Source organism: Psychroserpens luteus (genome assembly GCF_015319355.1).
GTDB classification, from domain to species: Bacteria; Bacteroidota; Bacteroidia; order Flavobacteriales; family Flavobacteriaceae; genus Psychroserpens; species Psychroserpens luteus.
In genome coordinates this window covers 129,193-149,037 of record NZ_JADILU010000004.1, presented here as the reverse complement: position 1 = coordinate 149,037, position 19,845 = coordinate 129,193, and the positions used below count along the sequence as shown (strand labels likewise).

Genomic DNA, 19,845 nt, shown 5'->3' with positions numbered 1-19,845 from the left:
TTAGTTTAGCGGAATTAGGTTTAGTAAATCTTGAAGAATAGTTTGGGCTTCTTCAATATAAATATCATTTTTAAGATCTTTTAAAATAGATTGGTTGATTGTTTTTTTATCATCATTATAACTGATGACTTCTTTTGTGTATTCTGTATTTTTAACTGTAAAATTAGAAATATGATTTTTAAGAGGTGAATTCATTGTTCTCCACTGATCTCTATAACTTGTCATTTCCTGATAGACATTATCTAATGTCAATAAGTACTCAGTATCTAATTCAAAATAGTTTTTTATAATCAATTGGTTAAGTTGTTTAACCGCATCAAAATTAGCATTGCTATTAATTCTAGCGATGCTTTGTTTTTTTAATTGTTTAATTGGAAGTTGCTTATGCTTAGGATATTTTACACCAGCAATAGAATCATTTGCTAAAGCATAATCTATAAATTTTTCTTGAGTTTTAAAACCGTCATAGAGATTTGGTAAAATAATATCTGGGATAACGCCTTGAGCTTGATGGCTTTTACCAGTCACGCGATAAAATTTTTCTACGGTAAGTTTAGAGAATCCTAACTTACCATCAACGTCTAAAGGCAAAATGACTTGAGCAGAGGCTTTACCATGTGTGGTAGATCCAACAATAATTGCTCTATTGTAATCTTGCATGGAAGCTGCAAAAAATTCTGATGCAGATGCGCTATAATTATTCACTAAAACAACAATTGGTTTTGTGAATAGTGCACCTCTATTAGAATCTTTTATCGTGTAGGTTTCTCCATTTGAATATTTTAAAATAGACAAAGGACCTCTATTTATAAACATACCAGAAAGATCTGAAGCTTCTTTCATCGAGCCTCCACCATTAAATCGTAAATCAAGAATTAAACCTTGAATATTTTCTTTTTGTAGTTTGTATAATTCTTTGGCAACATCATTTGCTAAACCAAGTCCATTTGGAGACTCTAAATCTGAATAAAAACTAGGAATACTAATATACCCAACCTTAGATTTGTCTTCTATAATATAGCCAGAAACGGTGTTTTCTTCTGTTTTTGTTTTGGTTTTTGTGAGCTCAATGTTTTTAAGAGTTCCGTTTTGTTTCTTAATTTTAAATATGATTGTGTTGTGGTTTTGATCACTTGTAAATGCCATCACATCTTCGTTAGATACACAATAGGTTTCTAAAGTTTCTGTATTAGAATGTAGTGATTTTATAACATCGTTAACTTCAATATTTCCATTGTTAAATGCAGCGCTTCCAGGAGTGATGTGCACAATAGTAATATCTCCATCGTCATTTTTAGAGGTAATTATTCCGAAGGACAATTGGTCATTAGATAACGAGTTTTCAAATATTTCTTTTTCCGAAGCATTAAAAAAAGAGGAGTTGGGATCTAGATAATGTAAATAGGCATTTAAAAAGGTTTCTTTTACAAAATGATCAACGCTTCCTAATCTGTTTTGAAGCTCTTCGAGTTTGCATAATTCTTTCTGAATGAGCTTTGGTTTTAAATCGCTTTCTAAAGTTTTAAAATCACTTTGAAGATGTTCTAGTATTGAATCATTTTCAACGAGCGTGTACAAAATATTATAACGTAAACGCTTACTCCAATAGCGTTTTATGGCTTCTTCATTTTTAAAATATATGAACTTAGATTCTGGTTTAAACCGCAATGTATCTTTACCTGAATAATCGAAATTTTCTGACTCTAAACTAGAAATGACCTTTTTAGAATTTTCTATGCGCTCATTAAGAACCATAGCATATTTATCTATAAAATCGCAACTGTTGTTTTCTATGTAATCATCGAGTTCAAAACGATCTTTTTCAAATGAGGTGACATCACTTTTTGTGAGCAATCTTTTGTTTTCATCTAAATTATTCAAGAACAAATCAAAGACATGTGTTGACAAGCTATCATCAACGGTTTTAGGTAGATAATGATTAACTTCAATCACCTTTTTTAAAGCCTTCACTTGATCGCAAAATAAGTCTTCATTTTGACTGTAACCAAAAACAGAGATCAAGGAAAATAATAAAAACGGACTAATTTTTTTTAGCATGTATGTTTTAAAATAAGATGTGATGTATTTGAAATAACAAAAATTGAACCAATTTAATCTTCAACTTCTACAATGGCTTCAATAGCATCTGCCAATTTAAAGTCTTTTTCTGTGACACCATTTGCGTCATGTGTTGATAATGAAATCTTAAGTACATTGTAAACATTGGTCCATTCTGGATGATGATTTTGAGCTTCACACTCAAATGCAATTCTGCTCATTGCACTAAAGCAATCTTTAAAATTATCAAATTCAAACTCTGCGTATAATGCGTTGTTTCTATGTTCCCAATCAGGGAAGCGAAGTAATCGTTTTTCTATATTTTCGTCTGTTAACAAATCCATAACTCTATTTTTTACTTAAATGTAGCATATTTTTGCTGTAAAATAAGAGTATTTGAGTATTCAATCTATTAAAAAAGATAAACAGATTGGTTTTTACCACGAAGTGAACCTGTAAGGTGTTTTTTGAACTTTATGGATTTTAGAAATTGGTAATTAATACCTGTGAGGTTTCTAAAACCTTGCAGGACAATATTCAGATTGGTTTTTACCTTAAAATGTTATTTTGTTATGTCTTCAAGCACTTCAGTACTTGTGATTTCTAAATGTTTTGGCAGTTTGTTGAATTTTGGTAAAACAGCTAAATAACGATCTTCATTTGTCGTGTACACATGTTTGTAAATAACTCCGTTTTTTGAAGAAATTTGCTTTACAATATCTTTAAAGTAATCATCATGATGCACTAAATCTGTACTTCCTAAATGGAAAATTCCATATTTATTTTGATTGATGATGTAATGTATTTGTTGCGTCAATTTAGAATCTGTAGTGACATTCATTATGATATTTGGGAATATCTCAATCGCAGTTTTATCTTCTAAATGCTGCTTTAATTCTTTGAGTCTTGGTGATTGAGATCCCAAGACCATTGGTAATCTCAAGATTGCTACTTTTTTCTTCGGAAGACGTAGCAACATATTTTCAATCTTAATCTTAAAATGTCCATAAATGCTTCCGCTCAACGTTTTGTCCAATTCGTAACTTGGATATTTACTATACGCATCAAAAACATTAGCAGACGATAAAAAAATAAGTTTGCTGTCGTGTTCTAAAAGATACTCAGCAATATGTTGATGAGCGATTGTTTGTGCTCTAAATTCGCCACGTAAACAAGAAATAATTATGGTAGGTTTTGTCGCTTCTAAAATTTCGTACACATCATCTTCTTCAACATTATATTGAAAAAACTGATGATTATCTTCAAATATTTTCTTCGGAACACGATATGTGCCATACGTTCTAAAGTAACCCAAAAGCTCTTTATAAATGGCATTGCCAATAAATCCGCTTGCACCTAAAATTAAGATGCGATGTTTACTATTATACGTTTTCATTATAGATTATGGCAAATTGGGTTTAGAAAATAGATAAATTGGTTTTGGTAGTAAATATTTCAAGTGCTTGCATTCCCAATTTAGAATTCCCTTTAGCATTTAAACCTGGTGACCATACAGAAATTACAAATTCTTTTGGTAAAAGCGCTACGATGCCACCACCAACACCACTTTTTCCTGGTAAACCTACCTCAAAGGCAAATTCTCCAGCCTCGTCATAAAATCCGCAGGTAAGCATAATTGCATTGATCCGTTTAGTCTGACTTTTTTTGAGATGGACTTTTTCTAACATACAAGCTCCTTTATTTGCAAAAACGTATAAAGTTTTTGTGAGTTGCTCGCAGGTCATTTCTATAGAACATTGGTGGAAATAAAAATCTAAAACCTCGTCCACATCGTTTTTAAGGTTCCCAAATGATTTTAATAGATTAGCTCCAGCATAATTTCTATAGCCAGTTTCTTTCTCAGATTTTGCAACTTTTTCATTGTAATTGATACTATCGTCATTGGCCAATTGTCTAACAAAATTTAAAAAATCTTGTTTAGGATTCTCAAGTTGAGATACTAAAATATCAGCAATGACTAGAGCACCAGTATTTATCAGAGGATTTCTGGGGATTCCATTTTCTTGCTCTAATAATGATAGATAATTAAATGGGTTTCCAGAAGGTTCTACGTCAACACGTTCCCAAAGATTATGACCTTCAATAGAAATCGCTTTAGCTAAGGTCAATACTTTAGAAATACTCTGTATCGAGAATTTTTCTGCGTATTGACCTGCTCCATAAGTTTTATCGCCAATAACTTGAAGGTGAATACCAAAAGCATTTCTGTCAACATGTTTAAGTTCTGGAATGTAAGATGCTACTGTTCCTTTGTCTTCTTTTTTGCTGAGCTTGTTATAAATGTCATTTAAAATACTTTGGTAGTCTTGCATATCCTATTAACCCTTGTAAAAAGGTAATTTTACCACAGTTGCAGGTACTGCATTTTTACGAATTTGGATGTGTATCTTACTTCCTACATCTGTAAAAATGGTTGGTACATATCCTAAACCAATTCCTTTTCCTAAACTTGGAGACATGGTTCCAGAAGTGACATTACCAATCGTTTTTCCGCTAGAATCAACAATATCGTAACCTTGACGAGGTATACCACGCTCATCAATTTCAAAAGCAACTAATTTGCGTTCTGGTCCACGACGTTTTTCATGCTCTAAAGCTTCAGAGTTTGTAAATGGTTTTGAAAATTTTGTAATCCATCCTAAACCAGCTTCAATAGGTGATGTAGTGTCGTCAATATCATTTCCGTAGAGAGAATATCCCATTTCTAATCGTAAGGTGTCACGAGCAGCAAGTCCAATTGGTTTTGCACCAGCTTCAGTTACTTTATCCCAAATTTGCTTTACTTCACTGTTTTTGCAATAGATTTCAAATCCGCCACTTCCTGTATAACCAGTCGCAGAAATTATCACATTATCAATACCAGCAAAATCACCAACTACAAAGTTGTAAAATTTAATTTCAGCAAGATCATGGCTCGATAAAGCTTGCATTGCTTCAACCGCTTTTGGTCCTTGAATAGCAAGTAAAGAGTAATCTTCACTCAAATCTTTCATCTCAGCACCAACATCGTTTTTAGAAACAATCCAGTTCCAATCTTTTTCTATATTACTAGCGTTTACTACCAAAAGGTAAGTTTCTTCTTTAATTTTGTAAATGATGAGATCATCTACAATTCCGCCATCATCATTAGGCAAACAGCTGTATTGCGCTTTCCCAACTTTCAATTTTGAAGCGTCATTACTACTCACTTTTTGAATCAATTCTAGTGCATGAGGACCTTCTATTAGAAATTCTCCCATATGCGACACATCAAACACACCAACACCAGTTCGTACTGCTTCATGTTCTATATTGACACCATCATATTGTACTGGCATATTATATCCTGCAAAAGGGACCATTTTAGCTCCAAGTGCTTCGTGAGTTGCTGTTAAGGCTGTATTTTTCATTACGACTATTTTTTGATTTCAGTAAAAATTGTGACACAAATGTATCGAAAATTATCTGTTCTTTAGAAAGTGTTTGCCTATAAAAACAGATTAAAAATATGTTAATATTAAATTTTTTTCTTCGGAAGGATGAGATAATTCTTTATTTTCAATGCCTATAAAAAAAACATGAGACTTTTATTCACACTATTTTTTACAATTATATTTTTCTTTGGGAGTTTTGCTCAAAACGGAACACCAGAAGATTATCTAACCAAAGAATTTCATAAAGAACGACGAGAAGCGCTTCGAGCAAATATGCCAGCAAATAGTGTGGCTGTATTTTTTGCAAATCCGGTGAGAAATCGTGCCAATGATGTCGATTATGTCTATCACCAAGATCCGAATTTTTATTACCTCACAGGTTATAAAGAACCGCATGCTGTTTTAGTGATTTTTTCTGAAAGTCAGAACGTTTCCGAAGGAAAACCTTATAACGAAAAACTCTACGTGCAACAACGAAACGCACAAGCAGAGCAGTGGACAGGTCGCAGACTCGGTACCGAAGGCGCAAAAACAGAACTCGGTTTTGATAACGCCTACAACGGAAGTGATTTTCTAGAGTCTGCTATTGATTTTGCCTCTTTTGATAAGGTGATGTACGAAGATTTTAGAGATGATTATCGAGATACGAGAAATCCTGCAGATTTGTATGATTTGGTACAGTCGTTTAAAACGCAAATAAAACTGGTTGATAATTACACAATTGAAAATAAAACCAATGATATTGAAGTAGATGCTAATGCCAATATAGAAGTAGAAACTGTTAAAACAGATACTAGAATTTTGTCTCGTTTAATGGCAGGATTGCGAGAGGTGAAAACTGCAGATGAGTTGGTATTACTTAAAAAAGCGGTACGAATTTCTGCAATGGGACAACGTGAAATCATGAAAGCAATGCATCCAGGAATGTCTGAAACCGAAGTGCAAGGTGTACATGAATACATCTACAAAAAATATGGCAGCGAGTATGAAGGTTACCCAAGTATTGTTGGTGCAGGAAATAATGGTTGTGTGCTTCATTACGTTGAGAATTCTAAAATGAAAGTAGAAAACGATCTCGTACTCATGGATTTAGGTGCAGAGTATCATGGTTATACAGCAGATGTGACACGAACAATTCCTGCAAATGGGAAGTTTACTAAGGAGCAAAAAGCAATTTATGATATTGTGTACAATGCGCAAGAAGCAGGAATAAAAGCAACCGTTATTGGTAATACGATGCAATCTCCAGATACAGCTGCGAGAAAAGTCGTGTATCAAGGTTTGATTGATTTAGGAATTGCAAAAAACGCAAGTGAAGCGAGACAGTATTTTCCTCATGGTACTTCACATCACATTGGTTTAGATGTTCATGATCCAGGAACTTATGGTCAATTACAAGCCAATATGGTGATTACCGTAGAGCCAGGAATTTATATCCCAATTGGTAGCGATTGCGATCCAAAATGGCATGGTATTGCTGTGCGAATTGAAGATGATATCTTAATCACAGAAAACGGACCTATAAATTTATCTGTGGAAGCACCTCGTACCTCTTCGGAAATTGAAAAGTTGATGAAAGAGAAGAGCGTTTTGAATGGTTTGGAGTTGCCTAGTTTGGATTAACAATTCCTGCGGAAGTAGGAATCTCTTTGGGAATTGGAAAGGACGTTGGGATTTAGTAGAATAACTATTAATAGTTCATGTATACTCGTTATAAAGGAGCGCCAGCTTAGAATTAACAATTGCTTTGGTTGCTGAACATGTCAAAGTAAGGCAGGAATCTCTTCTGTTTTAATCTGAATTTTGCATTTTAAGATTCATTAGATAACTGATAGTTTATCCTATATCCACTCTAACGGTAATCTGTTTTTAAACGTCTTCCTTTTTTAAAGGTGAATGATGTTCACTCACGATCTTCCAGCCATTATCAGTTTTAACAAATAGTAAGGAGATTTGGTCGTTTACTATAACAAGGTCTTCACCAAATTTGAGATGAAAATCAGAGTGAAAGGTGACATTAGCAACATCTTCATAGACAGCAACCTTCATATCGTTAGTTTCAAATTTCACGATTTCGGTAACAGCTCCAAAAGTATTGCGTTCAAATGTTTCGTTTTCTTCACTGCCATTGCGAGGTGCTCCATTTTTGAATTCAGTGAATTTTGGACCATAAGCATGAAAAGCAATTAGTTTATCCATGTCTCCATCTCTGAGACTCTGCACAATGGCATCCCAAGTTTCTCTTACTTCTTTTTCAGCTTCTGGAAAGTTATCATTAATTAAATCAGTTTTCACTTCTTCAATTTCAACTATAACTTTTTCTTCTTGTTGCTTGCATCCAATACTGAATATCGTTAGTATTAAAATTAATGCAAATATCATTTTTGATTTCATAATATTGTATTTGACTGTTTAATAGATGGTTATAAAAATACGATTAAATTATGAAATAAGTTTAATCTTTAAAAAGGAGTGAAATTTGAAATTAATTTGATTACTGAAACTTAACTTAGGAAGCGCCTCGTACATCTTCGGAAATTGAAAAGTTGATGAATGAGAAGAGCGTTTTGAATGGATTGGAGTTGCCTAGTTTGGATTGATAATTCCTGCGGAAGCAGGAGTCTCTTTGAGATTAATTTTTTGTTAATTGGATGAGCACTCGTTACAAACGACCGCTAGCTTATGGGTTTTATCACAGAACTTTGTTGTGCCTAGTTTTTATATTCCTTCTATTTTAAATATTTCTGTCCCACTTGTTAATTTAGTTTTCAGACTACAGATCAATAATATTTTACCAATGAAAAAGCTTTCGAATTCCATTGTGATATTTTCATTTTCAATATCGCAAACAATATCTCCTTTTTTGACAATATCTCCAGATTTAAAATACCACTTTGTCAGAACCAAACCTTTTTTGATTTCCTAAATCAGGGGCAAAAATGGATTCAACTTTTCTTTTTTCCAACGTAATTTCCAAAATACGGTCAGATCCAGTTCCTTGCATTTCAATGTCTTCTTTTGTTCTGAAGTTCGGACTGTTACTCAAGTCTTTTTTAATTTCATTTCTTTTTTTGTCAGACATAAAAAATAGTCGACGTATCAATGCTTTCATCATTTTTGGTCAAATTAGTTACAATGTCTTTGGATATCGACTGTATCAATACAGAAATACCGAAATGAATTCAGCATAATTAAATTCAGCATAGATTGTCAATATCCGCAAGCAAACGAAGTTCGACTATTTATTTAAGAAAGTCAAATATCAAGCTTTTAGGATCTCGATATATTTATAAACATCATACCAAATTCTCATAAAAAATGATTTTTAACAGTCATCCATCTCTTTATTTTTTAATTTTAATGCAACTCAAAAATAACAACTTTATGAAACAACAATTACTCAGTTTATTTATTGCTTTTGGTTTCGTTGGAATCCTTTCAGCGCAAGGTTATATCACACCAGATACTAGTACAACATATACTTTAGATGATCTTGTTGCGTTAAGTCCTTCTACAATTTCGGTAACAGGGACCACATATACTTTAGTAGATGATCTTACGATTTCTACAACAGACACACTTATTATAAGTACTGATGTCACTTTAGAAATTGGTGCAGATATAAGAATCACGATTTATGGGACTTTTAATGTAGATGCAAACAATGCTATTTTTACAGCTATTGATACAGCAACTCCTTATGATGGTTTTCGTTTTGAAGAGTTTTCAGAGATTAACATTCAAAATGCTACGATACAGTATGGAGGTGGTTTACGTGTGTTAACTGAAACGTTTACGATTAATAATTGTTTGGTCACTAATAATGTATCAGGAGTATCATCTGGTGCAGTTATTTCACTTTCTAGAGGTATGGCTCAAATTACTAATAATACGATTAGTTTTAATGACACTGCTGCAATAAGTTCTGGAGCAAATAATGCTGTTTCTCCATATATATTTAATAACTATATAGAAGGAAATAATCAAGCGAATTCTAACAGACCTCAAATAAATATGGGAACGACGATGATTGATAATCCTATTCAAATTATTCAGAATACTATAATAGGTGATCGTAATTTGGATATGGTAGGAGGAATTGCAGTTTCTAATTTTGTTGGAGGTACTATCAATGCAATTATTGATGACAACATTATAACAGACAATCGTTACGGACTAACAATTTTAGGAAACAATGCTTTTGCTTACGTTAGAAATAATATTATTGAAGATAATGATACACAAGGGATTCCTCTAGATGGCGGAAGTGGAATTTCATTATATACTAATGCTGCTGGTTTAGAAGCCATTGCAAGTGGTAATGAAATACGTCGCAACCTTTGGGGAATTACGGTTATTGGGCAAGCTTCTATAAACCTAGGTGATAATATTGATAATATAGGACAAAATGTTTTTTCTGAAAACGGTAATGATGGAGCTACCTATGCGCTCTATAATAATACAGCTAACTCAATAATGGCGATGCATAATTGTTGGGATGAAGCTAATGCGCCAAACACACTTGCAGATGCAGAAGCGGTTATTTCACATCAAAATGATGATCCTTCATTAGGGTTAGTGACGTTTGATCCTGTAAATTGTGCGTTTTTAAGTGTTGAAGACTTAGATTTTAATCAATTGGCTATGTATCCTAATCCTACTGATGGTCAACTAAATTTAGATCAAAACACCTCTTTTAATCAAATGAATGTGTACAGTATTGAAGGCAAATTAATTATGACAAAAAATCTTCAAATGGGTTCTAATGAAATGAATCTAGAATTAAATTCTGGAATTTATATTTTAGAGTTTCATGGAGAAAATAATAAAGCAATTAAAAAGCTAGTGGTTAAATAAGTTTTTTGGCTTATAAAACATTAAAAGCTTCATCTCTGGATGGAGCTTTTTTATTGGTTATCTCTTGATAGATCAGATTTCTTCGGAAATTTTATGGTATTGAAGTTTGTAATTATGTTTTAGATTTTTGAAAATACCAAATGTTTTAGTTTTGAGCGAATTTGAATGCGTAACGATTGCAAACACGCTAGCAGAAACTTAAATCTAATACTTTATTTAAAAATAACGACTTGAAATTTCAACTATCATATGGTGAAAGGTTAATAACGCTTTCATTAGATGTTTTCAATATGCTCTATTGGGCCACTTTTTAAAATTCTACGCACTTGTCCCCAAAAAGTTAATAAAGAATTAGATGCTTTATCTGAAAGTTGCGAGAGCAATAATAAATTGTTTACAAATTGTATAATATATTGATCGTTTGGTTGATGATAAGCCATGTTCCAATCTGTAAAACATCTTTTGTCAATAGGGTTTTTATACAATAAGATGACGTTATGATGACGCTCATCAGTTTTTATTTTCTCATAAACGTCAAGTATGTCTTTTTTCTTTCCTTCAAGAATTTGAACAAAACTATTATTATGGTAAATGAGACATCCAGTAATATTTCTTTCTTTGTTTCTTACCGTAGATTCTTCAAGAATTCTTTCTAAATCTTTGATCTCTAATTTTGACTTTGATTGCGAGTGGTAATTTAGTTGGTACATAAAGTTTTAGCGTTGGCAGTGTTGCTAATTTAGGTTTTTATAAATCACTTTTAGCAGTACCAATATACTATTTTAACTTTATGATTCAAAAATCGTTATAATCATGACTGTATTTAAGATATATAAAACAGGAATACAACCGAACGCGATTTAAGTGTCTATAAAGTCAAATTTGAAAAAATATGCAAAGGTTTTCTCGCTATCCAATTTCCGAAGTAAAAAAGATGCTTTTTTTGATAAAAAGCGCTATAGTATACTCTAACTAATAAAATTAAAGCAGGTACTTCTACCAATGGTCCAATGACTCCTGCGAATGCTTGGCCAGAATTGAGCCCAAAAACAGCAATGGCTAATTCAAAATTATTTCCTGCTGCAGTGAATGCTACAGCTGCGGTTTTGTCATAGTCTGCACCTATGGCTTTCTATTAAAATCCAATACCAACTTTATATAGCATTTCGCCTCTTACATAAACAACTCCTGCAATGATGGTAAATACTTTTCCAAAGCGTACATTTAGACCAGCTTCAGGGTAAAAAGCTAAATGCTCTTCGTCCTTTAAACTATAATAATCATTAACATGTTCATTATCATTATTGTTAAATCGCTCTTGTAAATTTGCGCCACCACCAACGTAGAGCCAAACAGGATAAAAAATTGGGTAAGAAACGCCTACACTTAAGCTTGCTATAGCAATTTTTTCGCCTTCTGGTATTTGGTCTTCAGTTAATTCTAGTTCAGGTTTTTTATATTCAAGTTCCAAAACATCTGGAGATACTCTAAGGTTTGTGTATAGACCAATGCCATCTTTATTTAGTTTTCCTAAAGTAAGACCATATGTACCTTGAGATTCATAAGTAAAACCGAAATATCCCGAAGAGAATTGTCGCGATTTTTTATTAGCTTTTTCTAAGCCTTTTTTTGCTTGGTCAATATCTTCTCCATAAGGATAATTTTGTATGTATTTTGAATAATTTGAAATCGCTTTTTTGTAATTTTTATCTTTATAAGTGTCATTAGCAAATTTTAAATAACTTATTTTAATAATTTCATTTACTTCGGAAGCGTATTCACCATTAGGATATTGATTTATGTATGCTTCATAATAATTTATAAAGTTATTTGTTTTAGCATGCATATAGACATCATACTCTATCTTTTTATCTAATTTTATTCTAACCTTATCTCTATATTCTCCTTTTTTATAGTTGTCTAAATAGTAGTTCAAAGATTCTTGTGAACCAACAGAGATTGCTTTGTCATAGGCTTGTTTGTCAAGTGTTTTGATTTTAGTATGTGCTATGCTTGCGTATTTACCAGTACGATAAGATTCTAGATATTCATAATAAGATGTCACAGTATTTTCTCCTTTAGATTGCGACCATAAATCTTCTTCCTTTTGTATGATTAACAAATCATTAATTTCTTTAACATAATCACTTTTTGGATGTAATTTTAAGAATTCTCTATAGGTATCTACAGAGGGATTTCTTTTCGCCCTTTTGTAGAGATCTTCTTCATTTATTTTGTTTTGGATTTTTTCATTTCCTTTTTTAATGCTTGCTTCTTTAAATGTATTTTTACTGGCGTATTGTTCTTCGGTAAAAAGTGAAGGAGGTGTTTTATTTTGCTCTTGCTCAAAAGCAGTTTCTAATTCTGCTAATTTTAGATCTAATTGGTTGTTTGTGATTTTGTATAGTGCAAATGCATCTGAGTTTTCCACACTATCTGGCACCAATTTCTTAAGGGTTTCATAAGCTACTTTAGCTTTTAGATACTCTTCGTTATTATAATATGCCATAAAAAGTAGTGCCTCAACCTTAGGGTTTGATTTGCCTAAGGTTTGTTTCGTTTTTTCTGCTAAGCTAATGGCATCACTGTAGTTTGCAGTTTTGTAGAACTCCTCCGCTTTTTCAAAATCTTGTTTTGGAGTTTGACTAAAAACTATTAATGAGCTTAGTAATGCACTAATGAGAATTATATTTCTAAACATGCTTGGTGGATTAGATTTTATAGTTAGATGTTCTTGTGCTAATTAAATTTAAATCTACATCATAAGTGTAAATGGTTTGATAAACAATTTTTGTTTTTCGGAAAGAAATTGATATTTTTTTACCTCCACCACTATTTCCACTACTTCTGTTATCATATTTAATTTTTTTTACATCATCGGTATGAGTTACTTCAAAATATTCTCCTTTCATATCAGAGTGTTCATAGCCTTGAATTTCTGAATTATAATATCTAATATTTGAATACTTATCAGAAAGTAATTTTTTTCCATCTTTGTCAATTAAGTAATATCGATTGAAATCTCCATCTGTCGTAACACGAAAATAAGGTGCTTTTGCTATTCTAAAATCATTTTCATAAACTTCACAAAGATTATTGATATAGCCTTCTTTAATATCAAATAATACTATATCTGTATCAAGATATTTGATGGATTTACCATTTTCTGTAATTATTAAAACTGGGTTTTTCAATTCAGGCAATTCTCCCCATTCATCATTGTTAGTATATTCTTCAGTACGTTGTAATTTGGCAAGTTCTGCTTCAATTTTTTCTTGAGGACTTAATTCCTTTGTCTTGTTTCTATAACGGTCGTAAGTCTTAATAATGTCTATCATTTCCAACTCTGGCCATTCTAATGTTTTTATTTTAAGCTGTAGTTTCATTAATTTTATCTGCTTCCAGATATTTTTTATGTTTTTAATGCGCAGCTTTTGTTCTTCTTCAGAAAGCTTTTTAAAATTAGCTTCTGAAATGTTGAAATAGACATTTTTGGCCTTTATAGGTGGGTCGTAAGACCAATTAAAAAACTCATTCCAAGTTGGTGGACTTCCTGCAATAGTAGGCTCTCTAAACTCGCCTGCTTTAGCAATTAGTAAGTCCACATCTTTAACTGTATAAGTGAAATGTAACGCTACAGGATTGATTTCTTCGGGAACATTTATCTTACCAACTACGTAATAATTTGTGGTGTTTTCTTTTGATGCATCTCCTGCAATGCCACTAATCTCGATATCTACTTTTATTGGTCTTATGTTATTAAATCGCTTTATTAAATCTGGATACGCCTTTAGCTTTTCTAAAGTGATGCTTCTTATTTCGTCACCTACTTTTACAGTATAACTTACATTCCTGCTCCATTGAAATGCATACATTTCCATAGGCTCGCCTAGATAGTCCCATACTTTCATTTTGAGAGTATAGTCTTTAATAAAATGTGTTTTATCTGGTGAATTAAGTGTGCTTTTTTTCCAACTATCTAAAAATATATCTCCTTTAAATTGACCTTTTGAATCTTTTTCTAGTGTCCCATTCCATATTTGTGCATTTACTGAGATGGATAATAATAGGAGTACAATTGGAATTAATTTCATTTTCATTAGAATTGTATTTAGGGATTTTACATTTATAAATATTTCCTTTTGACAATATGTTTATAAATAATATTAGCAATGCAATTTTAAAAAATAGATTAAAAAAAATGCAAGGCATGATTATTAAAATTATATAAAATAATGCTAAACAATCGTTTAACGACACAATAATACGGTAAAAAGTGTTAAATCGAAATTTTTCTGTCAGAAAAATTTTCAAATTATAATTTCAATTAGTTATTTTACTTTCAAACTTTAGTAATTGGATAAAGAATATTAAAGTGCTTATTGAAATCAATATAAATGGAAATGAATTAGGTTAGAGGTTGAAACTTTCGCAATAATTTGTTTGCTAGTTTATAATTAATGTACTTAAAAAATAAAGATTTGATTAGAAAATCAAACATTAGCCATAGCAAATTATTAATCTTAAGTATTCAATAGGCACAGAACCTATCTTTAATAAATTATGCGTTTAAGTAATACTTTTTCCGAAGCCAAAAAGATACTCTAACTAATAAAATTAATGCTGGTACTTCTACCAATGGTCCAATGACTCCTGCAAATGCTTGTCCAGAATTGAGCCCAAAAACAGCAATAGCAACAGCAATGGCTAATTCAAAATTGTTTCCTGCTGCAGTGAATGCTACAGCTGCGGTTTTGTCATAGTCTGCACCCATAGCTTTGGTAAAGAAAAAGCCAATGATGAACATTACACTAAAATAAATAAGCAACGGAACTGCAATAATTAATACGTCCATTGGGATTTCTACAATCAATTCGCCTTTTAGTGAGAACATAATTACGATGGTAAATAAAAGTGCAATTAAGGTCAATGGTGAAATGGCAGGAATAAACGTTTTAGTGTACCATTCTTCTCCTTTGAGTTTGACTAAAATAAGCCGACTTAAAATTCCTAATACAAACGGAATTCCCAAATAAATGGCAACACTTTCGGTAATTGTACCTATTGAAATATCCACAATAGCGCCTTCAAATCCAAAATAGGGTGGAAGTACGGTTATAAAAAGCCATGCATAAAAACTGTAAGCAAATACTTGAAAAACACTATTTAAGGCGACCAAACCAGCTCCATATTCGCTACTGCCTTCCGCAAGATCGTTCCAAACTAAAACCATAGCGATACAACGTGCAAGACCAATTAAAATAAGTCCGACCATATACTCTGGATAATCACGTAAAAAAGTAATGGCCAAAATGAACATTAAAACAGGACCAATAATCCAGTTAAGAATCAATGAAATGGAAAGGATTTTTGTATTTCTAAAAACTTTTGGCAAGAGTGCGTAATTCACTTTTGCCAAAGGCGGATACATCATTAAAATCAAGCCAATGGCAATTGGGATGTTGGTTGTGCCACTACTTAATGAATTTACAAAATCTGGAAATGATGGGTTGAAATATCCTAACCCAACTCCAAGAGCCATCGCGATAAAAATCCATAATGTCAGGTAGCTATCTAGAAAGCTTAATTTTTTTGATGCCATTTTTAAGAATTGATTTGAGAAAATACGTAAAATAACTCGGTTGCAATTTGCAGACTTCGCTCATTATATTTTTCTGCTTGTTGTGGTGTATTGTCAAATGCTTTTGGGTCTTTAAACGTTATCGGAATCCGTTTTTCTGCACCTAAAACAATTGGACACGCTTCATTTGCAGAATCACAAGTCATAATTGCTGCAAATTCAGATTTCGGGTTAAAGTCATCATCTAATTTTTTTGAAAATCCAATAATAGGATGCTCATTAGCTGCATACTTAATACTATAAACTGGATTTTTTCCTTCGGAAATCGTCCTAACCTCAAAACCAGAATTTTCAAGAGTTTTTGCTGCCATCGGAAACAATGCTGTAGCTTCTGTTCCGCCCGAATAACAAAACACATTTTTAATATTAAAATGGTATGCCATGGTTTGTGCCCAAACCTGAGACAAATGACTTCTTCGAGAATTATGCGTGCAAATAAAATTGATTCTAATGTCTTGATTATTAGAAACTTTTAACTGAATAAATTCAATTAAAGGTTGTAAAACAGCTTTTCTTTCTTCGGAAATTGTCTCAGGTTGCAAACTCTTGATTAGGTTTTCTATTCCTAAAAACAAGGTTGGTTGTGTTGTGTTCATTTTTTATAAATGTTTGTATTAACAACAACCACCTCCAGGAGTACAAGAGTTTTCTGATTGAATCTCAGAGAATTGTAATTTTGGTTTTTCCGCAGGTATTCCACATTGGTCTTTTGCTAAACAATCTGTTTGCTTTGAAGTTAATAGGAAGTTTGTACCATCAAATTCTAATCCGAATTTTCCAATAGTATCTGCTTGATATTCTACTTCAATTTCTAAATCTCCAATTCCTAAGACTTTTTCAGAAAGCTCAATAATGTTCAATAATTTCTCAGGATGTAATCTATGATCATAGTCATTTGCATTCCAAAGTTGGAAGTTTGCAACTTCTTCGTTTCTTACGGTTCCGCCACAATCAATAAAGTGTTTTGTGATTTTACCAACTTCTGTAACATGAAAGTGGCTAGGAACTAATTCTCCGTTTGGTAACATAAATGAAATGGTGTCCAATTCATTCAGTCTATTTTTTACATCTGAAAGTTTCATAATATTATTATTTGTTTATTGCGATTATACGATTAATATGTTCAAATTTTTTTAGCAACAATCTGTTTTAGAAATGTCTTGATCTAAAAATTGGGTCATGACTTCTTTCATTTTACTCCAATTTTCGGTGTTTATACAATAGCAAACACTTGTGCCTTCAACATTTCCTTTGATTAAACCTAAATGCTTTAATTCTTTAAGATGTTGCGATATTGTGGGTTGCGCCAATCCTATTTCGTTTACCAAGTCTCCACAAACGCAACTGTTAATTTTAAATAGGTGTTGTAAAATTGATACTCTTGCAGGATGTCCAAAGACTTTTGCGAATAAAGCAATTTCGTTTTGCAGGTCTGTAAATATTTCGGTTTTGGCTAATCCCATGTTTGTTTCATTTGTTCATTGCAATATTACGATTAATAGTTAAAAAGACAAAATAAATTTGTCTTTTTAACATCATTATTTTTTATTTTGAATACGCTCCAGATGAATACGTCAATTCATAACTGTGTGTGTAGATTTCAAACACAATCCCAAAAGGATCTTCTACATAGCACATTTTAAAAGGCTTATCTTCTGGATAATATTCTCTAATTGGCATTCTTTGCTTGCCACCATAAGCCAGAATTTTTTCAATAAGTTCTTCAATATTTGGGTCTTGCACGCAAAAATGAAAGAGACCTGTGTTAAATGGGCTGAATTCTGGAGCTTCTTTTATTCCATTCGGAAATGAGAATAATTCAATCCCTATGCCATCTGAAGTTGATAAGTGCGCAATTTCAAATTCGGTCCAATCGTTTCCGAAGACATCAATACACATTTGACCAATAGCAGTTTCAGTTTCTTTTTTAACTGTAGAAGGTTCCATAATAACGTACCAACCCATTACTTCTGAGTAGAATTTTACAGCCTTTTTTATATCTGGAACAGTAAGCCCAATATGTGAAAAGGACTTAGGGTAATTTTTAGAATTTTTCATATGATTTTATTTAGAGTACAAAAATAATTTATATTTGCTTTATAGGCAATAACTTACTAAAAAGTAGTATAGTTACCTAAACGAGTAAAATAATGAATATCAATACATTAAAATTATAATTTTGAGTAAAGTAATTGATTGTCCGTTAAATTATACTATGAATTTAATAGGAACAAAATGGAAACCTTTAATATTATTTCATTTGTTAGAAGGCGAGGTGCGATCAGGAATCTTACAAAAGAAAATTCAAGGTATTTCTAATAAGATGTTCACCCAAACTGTGAGAGAGTTAGAGAAAGACGGACTCGTTTTAAGAAAAGTTTTTCCTGTTGTGCCTCCTAAAGTAGAATACTGTTTAAGTAAGCGAGGGAAATCTCTTGAGACCGTTTTACGAGGTTTGGATGCTTGGGGTTTGGAGGATTTGGAGGTTTGATTAGGTAGGTTCGTTTAACGGTCTTGTGTATGGTTAGTTGCGTGGTTAAGCATGTAATTTAGCAAATAAAAACGGAATTGACCGGAGTATAGCTCACTGGCGAAGCAAAACCACGCTATATGTTATTTCTGTATACCAACAGAACCCTTTGGCGAAGGGTGAAGCTCATAGGTAAAATCAGGGTAGATATTAGCCTCATCACGGTGTGAAACAAACAAAATACTGGTCTCACTTTCTTGTGCGATTTTGTTTATTAAAGCAGAAATAAGCATTGTGCCTTCATCATCTACATTAATTAGTGGTTCGTCTAAGATAAGTAAAGGCGGATGCTTAATCATCGCTCTTGCTATTAATATCAAGCGTTGAGTAGCTGGTGATAATTTAAGAAAAGAAGTGTTTTTTTCTTTACTTAAATTTAAGACTTCCATCCACTTAGCAGTAGTATTGACTTGTTCGGTAGATGGTGTTTGATATAATCCAATACTATCAAAAAAACCTGAAATAATCATTTGCTCTACAGTATGTTTTCGTTTAAATAATTCTAACATAGAAGGGCTAATATAGCCAATGCGTTGTTTTATATCCCAAACACTTTCCCCACTACCTTTTTTCTTACCAAAGAGATATACATCTTGGCCATACCCCTTAGTATTGTTCCCGTAAATCATAGATAGTATTGTCGTTTTGCCTGAGCCATTAGGGCCAATTAAATGCCAAAACTCTTTTTTTTTAATAGTCCAGTTAATATCTTTTAGAATGGAACGATCGTCATAATTCACATTTACATTCTTAAGCGTTACGAGCACTTCTGGAATATTGGTATACGTTGTTATCGCTGGTGGGATGTCTTTATTAAAAACAAATTCACTTCTTTTAAAATAATAGTCTTCAATTGGTACCATTGCTTTAAGCTTGGCTTTTTCAAATGTAATGATATGGGTAATTACGGGTAATACATCATCTTGTCTGTTGAAAATAAATACGATAGACATATTTTTAGACAAAGTAATTAACTGTTGTTTTAATACAGCCACAGACGCTTTGTCTAAGGTTTCATAAGGATTATTTAGTACTATAAAATCTGGGTTTTGTTCCAGTAGATAAGAAAGCAATGCTTTTTTTTGCTCACCAGTAGATAATGTTCTAATGCTTCTGTTTATTCCCGATGTTAACTCAAAATTATCGTGTTTTTCTTCCTCTTGAATATATTTTTCTAAAACGGAATTTGAAAATAAAACACCCCTTTTTCCTTCTAATCCTGGTAATTTATATGCGCCACTCAATAATTGAGGTAACCAATGCTCTTGTGGTGAACGTGCATTGTCTTCTATAGCATAATGATAATGTGATGGTTTCATTATTCT

At 32.3% G+C, this 19,845-nt stretch carries 20 protein-coding genes and 1 pseudogene; 3 read left to right on the top strand and 18 right to left on the bottom strand.

Annotation, left to right across the window (positions count from 1 at the left end; all coding sequences use genetic code 11):
• The 5 genes from IM744_RS10500 to gcvT all read right to left on the bottom strand — a co-directional run bounded on the left by IM744_RS10500 (position 1) and on the right by gcvT (position 5,468).
• Positions 1-2,058 carry a carboxy terminal-processing peptidase gene (locus IM744_RS10500; protein WP_194508095.1) on the bottom strand — a complete coding sequence of 686 codons (2,058 nt, stop codon included), beginning with the start codon at positions 2,056-2,058 and terminating at the stop codon, positions 1-3.
• Positions 2,059-2,111: 53 nt separating this feature from the next.
• On the bottom strand, positions 2,112-2,402 hold the full coding sequence (locus IM744_RS10495; RefSeq protein ID WP_194508094.1) for a 4a-hydroxytetrahydrobiopterin dehydratase: 291 nt from the start codon (positions 2,400-2,402) through the stop codon (positions 2,112-2,114).
• A 218-nt stretch (positions 2,403-2,620) separates the two neighbouring features.
• A complete protein-coding gene (locus IM744_RS10490; RefSeq protein ID WP_194508093.1) occupies positions 2,621-3,454 on the bottom strand; it encodes a sugar nucleotide-binding protein in 834 nt (277 codons plus the stop codon).
• A gap of 22 nt (positions 3,455-3,476) precedes the next feature.
• Positions 3,477-4,391, bottom strand: a complete 915-nt coding sequence (locus IM744_RS10485; RefSeq protein WP_194508092.1) for a glutaminase — start codon at positions 4,389-4,391, stop codon at positions 3,477-3,479.
• Positions 4,392-4,397: 6 nt separating this feature from the next.
• Positions 4,398-5,468 (bottom strand): glycine cleavage system aminomethyltransferase GcvT, encoded by a 1,071-nt coding sequence (gene gcvT / locus IM744_RS10480; RefSeq protein ID WP_194508091.1) that lies wholly within the window; start codon positions 5,466-5,468, stop codon positions 4,398-4,400.
• 168 nt (positions 5,469-5,636) lie between these two features.
• On the opposite strand from gcvT, the gene IM744_RS10475 reads away from it, so the two are divergent.
• Positions 5,637-7,115: an aminopeptidase P N-terminal domain-containing protein gene (locus tag IM744_RS10475; protein WP_194508090.1), complete on the top strand. Its 1,479-nt coding sequence runs from the start codon at positions 5,637-5,639 to the stop codon at positions 7,113-7,115.
• Positions 7,116-7,361: 246 nt separating this feature from the next.
• On the opposite strand, the gene IM744_RS10470 is transcribed toward IM744_RS10475, so the two are convergent.
• From IM744_RS10470 to IM744_RS10460, 3 genes are all read right to left on the bottom strand, one after another.
• Positions 7,362-7,886: a YybH family protein gene (locus IM744_RS10470; protein WP_194508089.1), complete on the bottom strand. Its 525-nt coding sequence runs from the start codon at positions 7,884-7,886 to the stop codon at positions 7,362-7,364.
• Positions 7,887-8,210: 324 nt separating this feature from the next.
• The gene (locus IM744_RS20915) at positions 8,211-8,399 is read right to left on the bottom strand and encodes a biotin/lipoyl-containing protein (protein WP_194508088.1); all 189 of its coding nucleotides are present in this window, start codon (positions 8,397-8,399) and stop codon (positions 8,211-8,213) included.
• Positions 8,374-8,574, bottom strand: a complete 201-nt coding sequence (locus IM744_RS10460) for a hypothetical protein (protein ID WP_194508087.1) — start codon at positions 8,572-8,574, stop codon at positions 8,374-8,376. The genes IM744_RS20915 and IM744_RS10460 overlap by 26 nt, the downstream gene beginning before the upstream one ends.
• 302 nt (positions 8,575-8,876) lie before the next feature.
• Between IM744_RS10460 and IM744_RS10455 the strand changes: the two genes are divergently transcribed.
• Positions 8,877-10,349 carry a T9SS type A sorting domain-containing protein gene (locus IM744_RS10455; RefSeq protein ID WP_194508086.1) on the top strand — a complete coding sequence of 491 codons (1,473 nt, stop codon included), beginning with the start codon at positions 8,877-8,879 and terminating at the stop codon, positions 10,347-10,349.
• Positions 10,350-10,624: 275 nt separating this feature from the next.
• Here IM744_RS10455 and IM744_RS10450 read toward each other — a convergent pair whose 3' ends face one another.
• The 9 genes and pseudogenes from IM744_RS10450 to IM744_RS10410 form a co-directional block, all read right to left on the bottom strand.
• A complete protein-coding gene (locus tag IM744_RS10450) occupies positions 10,625-11,059 on the bottom strand; it encodes a BLUF domain-containing protein (protein WP_194508085.1) in 435 nt (144 codons plus the stop codon).
• A gap of 158 nt (positions 11,060-11,217) precedes the next feature.
• Positions 11,218-11,481, bottom strand: a pseudogene (locus IM744_RS10445) (arsenic resistance protein); the annotation flags it as partial.
• Between the two features lie 3 nt (positions 11,482-11,484).
• Positions 11,485-13,050: a hypothetical protein gene (locus tag IM744_RS20910; RefSeq protein WP_194508084.1), complete on the bottom strand. Its 1,566-nt coding sequence runs from the start codon at positions 13,048-13,050 to the stop codon at positions 11,485-11,487.
• 10 nt (positions 13,051-13,060) lie between these two features.
• Positions 13,061-14,449, bottom strand: coding sequence for a hypothetical protein (locus IM744_RS10435; RefSeq protein ID WP_194508083.1), 1,389 nt, complete (start codon positions 14,447-14,449; stop codon positions 13,061-13,063).
• Positions 14,450-14,910: 461 nt separating this feature from the next.
• The gene (gene arsB, locus IM744_RS10430; RefSeq protein WP_194508082.1) at positions 14,911-15,951 is read right to left on the bottom strand and encodes an ACR3 family arsenite efflux transporter; all 1,041 of its coding nucleotides are present in this window, start codon (positions 15,949-15,951) and stop codon (positions 14,911-14,913) included.
• A 2-nt stretch (positions 15,952-15,953) separates the two neighbouring features.
• Positions 15,954-16,586 (bottom strand): arsenate-mycothiol transferase ArsC, encoded by a 633-nt coding sequence (locus IM744_RS10425; protein WP_194508081.1) that lies wholly within the window; start codon positions 16,584-16,586, stop codon positions 15,954-15,956.
• 18 nt (positions 16,587-16,604) lie between these two features.
• A complete protein-coding gene (locus IM744_RS10420) occupies positions 16,605-17,072 on the bottom strand; it encodes a DUF6428 family protein (protein ID WP_194508080.1) in 468 nt (155 codons plus the stop codon).
• A 51-nt stretch (positions 17,073-17,123) separates the two neighbouring features.
• Positions 17,124-17,453: an ArsR/SmtB family transcription factor gene (locus IM744_RS10415; protein ID WP_194508079.1), complete on the bottom strand. Its 330-nt coding sequence runs from the start codon at positions 17,451-17,453 to the stop codon at positions 17,124-17,126.
• 82 nt (positions 17,454-17,535) lie between these two features.
• Positions 17,536-18,048, bottom strand: coding sequence for a VOC family protein (locus IM744_RS10410; protein WP_194508078.1), 513 nt, complete (start codon positions 18,046-18,048; stop codon positions 17,536-17,538).
• A gap of 157 nt (positions 18,049-18,205) precedes the next feature.
• Here IM744_RS10410 and IM744_RS10405 point away from each other — a divergent pair, with 157 nt between their 5' ends.
• Positions 18,206-18,481 (top strand): winged helix-turn-helix transcriptional regulator, encoded by a 276-nt coding sequence (locus tag IM744_RS10405; protein WP_194508415.1) that lies wholly within the window; start codon positions 18,206-18,208, stop codon positions 18,479-18,481.
• Between the two features lie 122 nt (positions 18,482-18,603).
• Here IM744_RS10405 and IM744_RS10400 read toward each other — a convergent pair whose 3' ends face one another.
• Entirely contained in the window at positions 18,604-19,839 is a 1,236-nt protein-coding gene (locus IM744_RS10400; RefSeq protein WP_194508077.1) for an ATP-binding cassette domain-containing protein, read from the bottom strand.
• Between the last annotated feature and the right edge of the window lie 6 nt (positions 19,840-19,845).

Coding starts and splice junctions, on each gene's coding strand:
- IM744_RS10485 (WP_194508092.1), bottom strand. CDS start 4,391: ATGCAAGACTACCAAAGTATTTTAAATGACATTTATAACAAGCTCAGC.
- IM744_RS10490 (WP_194508093.1), bottom strand. CDS start 3,454: ATGAAAACGTATAATAGTAAACATCGCATCTTAATTTTAGGTGCAAGC.
- IM744_RS10435 (WP_194508083.1), bottom strand. CDS start 14,449: ATGAAAATGAAATTAATTCCAATTGTACTCCTATTATTATCCATCTCA.
- IM744_RS10425 (WP_194508081.1), bottom strand. CDS start 16,586: ATGAACACAACACAACCAACCTTGTTTTTAGGAATAGAAAACCTAATC.
- IM744_RS10460 (WP_194508087.1), bottom strand. CDS start 8,574: ATGTCTGACAAAAAAAGAAATGAAATTAAAAAAGACTTGAGTAACAGT.
- IM744_RS10455 (WP_194508086.1), top strand. CDS start 8,877: ATGAAACAACAATTACTCAGTTTATTTATTGCTTTTGGTTTCGTTGGA.
- arsB (WP_194508082.1), bottom strand. CDS start 15,951: ATGGCATCAAAAAAATTAAGCTTTCTAGATAGCTACCTGACATTATGG.
- IM744_RS10450 (WP_194508085.1), bottom strand. CDS start 11,059: ATGTACCAACTAAATTACCACTCGCAATCAAAGTCAAAATTAGAGATC.
- IM744_RS10420 (WP_194508080.1), bottom strand. CDS start 17,072: ATGAAACTTTCAGATGTAAAAAATAGACTGAATGAATTGGACACCATT.
- IM744_RS10405 (WP_194508415.1), top strand. CDS start 18,206: ATGAATTTAATAGGAACAAAATGGAAACCTTTAATATTATTTCATTTG.
- IM744_RS10415 (WP_194508079.1), bottom strand. CDS start 17,453: ATGGGATTAGCCAAAACCGAAATATTTACAGACCTGCAAAACGAAATT.
- IM744_RS20910 (WP_194508084.1), bottom strand. CDS start 13,050: ATGTTTAGAAATATAATTCTCATTAGTGCATTACTAAGCTCATTAATA.
- IM744_RS10495 (WP_194508094.1), bottom strand. CDS start 2,402: ATGGATTTGTTAACAGACGAAAATATAGAAAAACGATTACTTCGCTTC.
- IM744_RS10475 (WP_194508090.1), top strand. CDS start 5,637: ATGAGACTTTTATTCACACTATTTTTTACAATTATATTTTTCTTTGGG.
- IM744_RS10400 (WP_194508077.1), bottom strand. CDS start 19,839: ATGAAACCATCACATTATCATTATGCTATAGAAGACAATGCACGTTCA.
- gcvT (WP_194508091.1), bottom strand. CDS start 5,468: ATGAAAAATACAGCCTTAACAGCAACTCACGAAGCACTTGGAGCTAAA.
- IM744_RS10470 (WP_194508089.1), bottom strand. CDS start 7,886: ATGAAATCAAAAATGATATTTGCATTAATTTTAATACTAACGATATTC.
- IM744_RS10410 (WP_194508078.1), bottom strand. CDS start 18,048: ATGAAAAATTCTAAAAATTACCCTAAGTCCTTTTCACATATTGGGCTT.
- IM744_RS10500 (WP_194508095.1), bottom strand. CDS start 2,058: ATGCTAAAAAAAATTAGTCCGTTTTTATTATTTTCCTTGATCTCTGTT.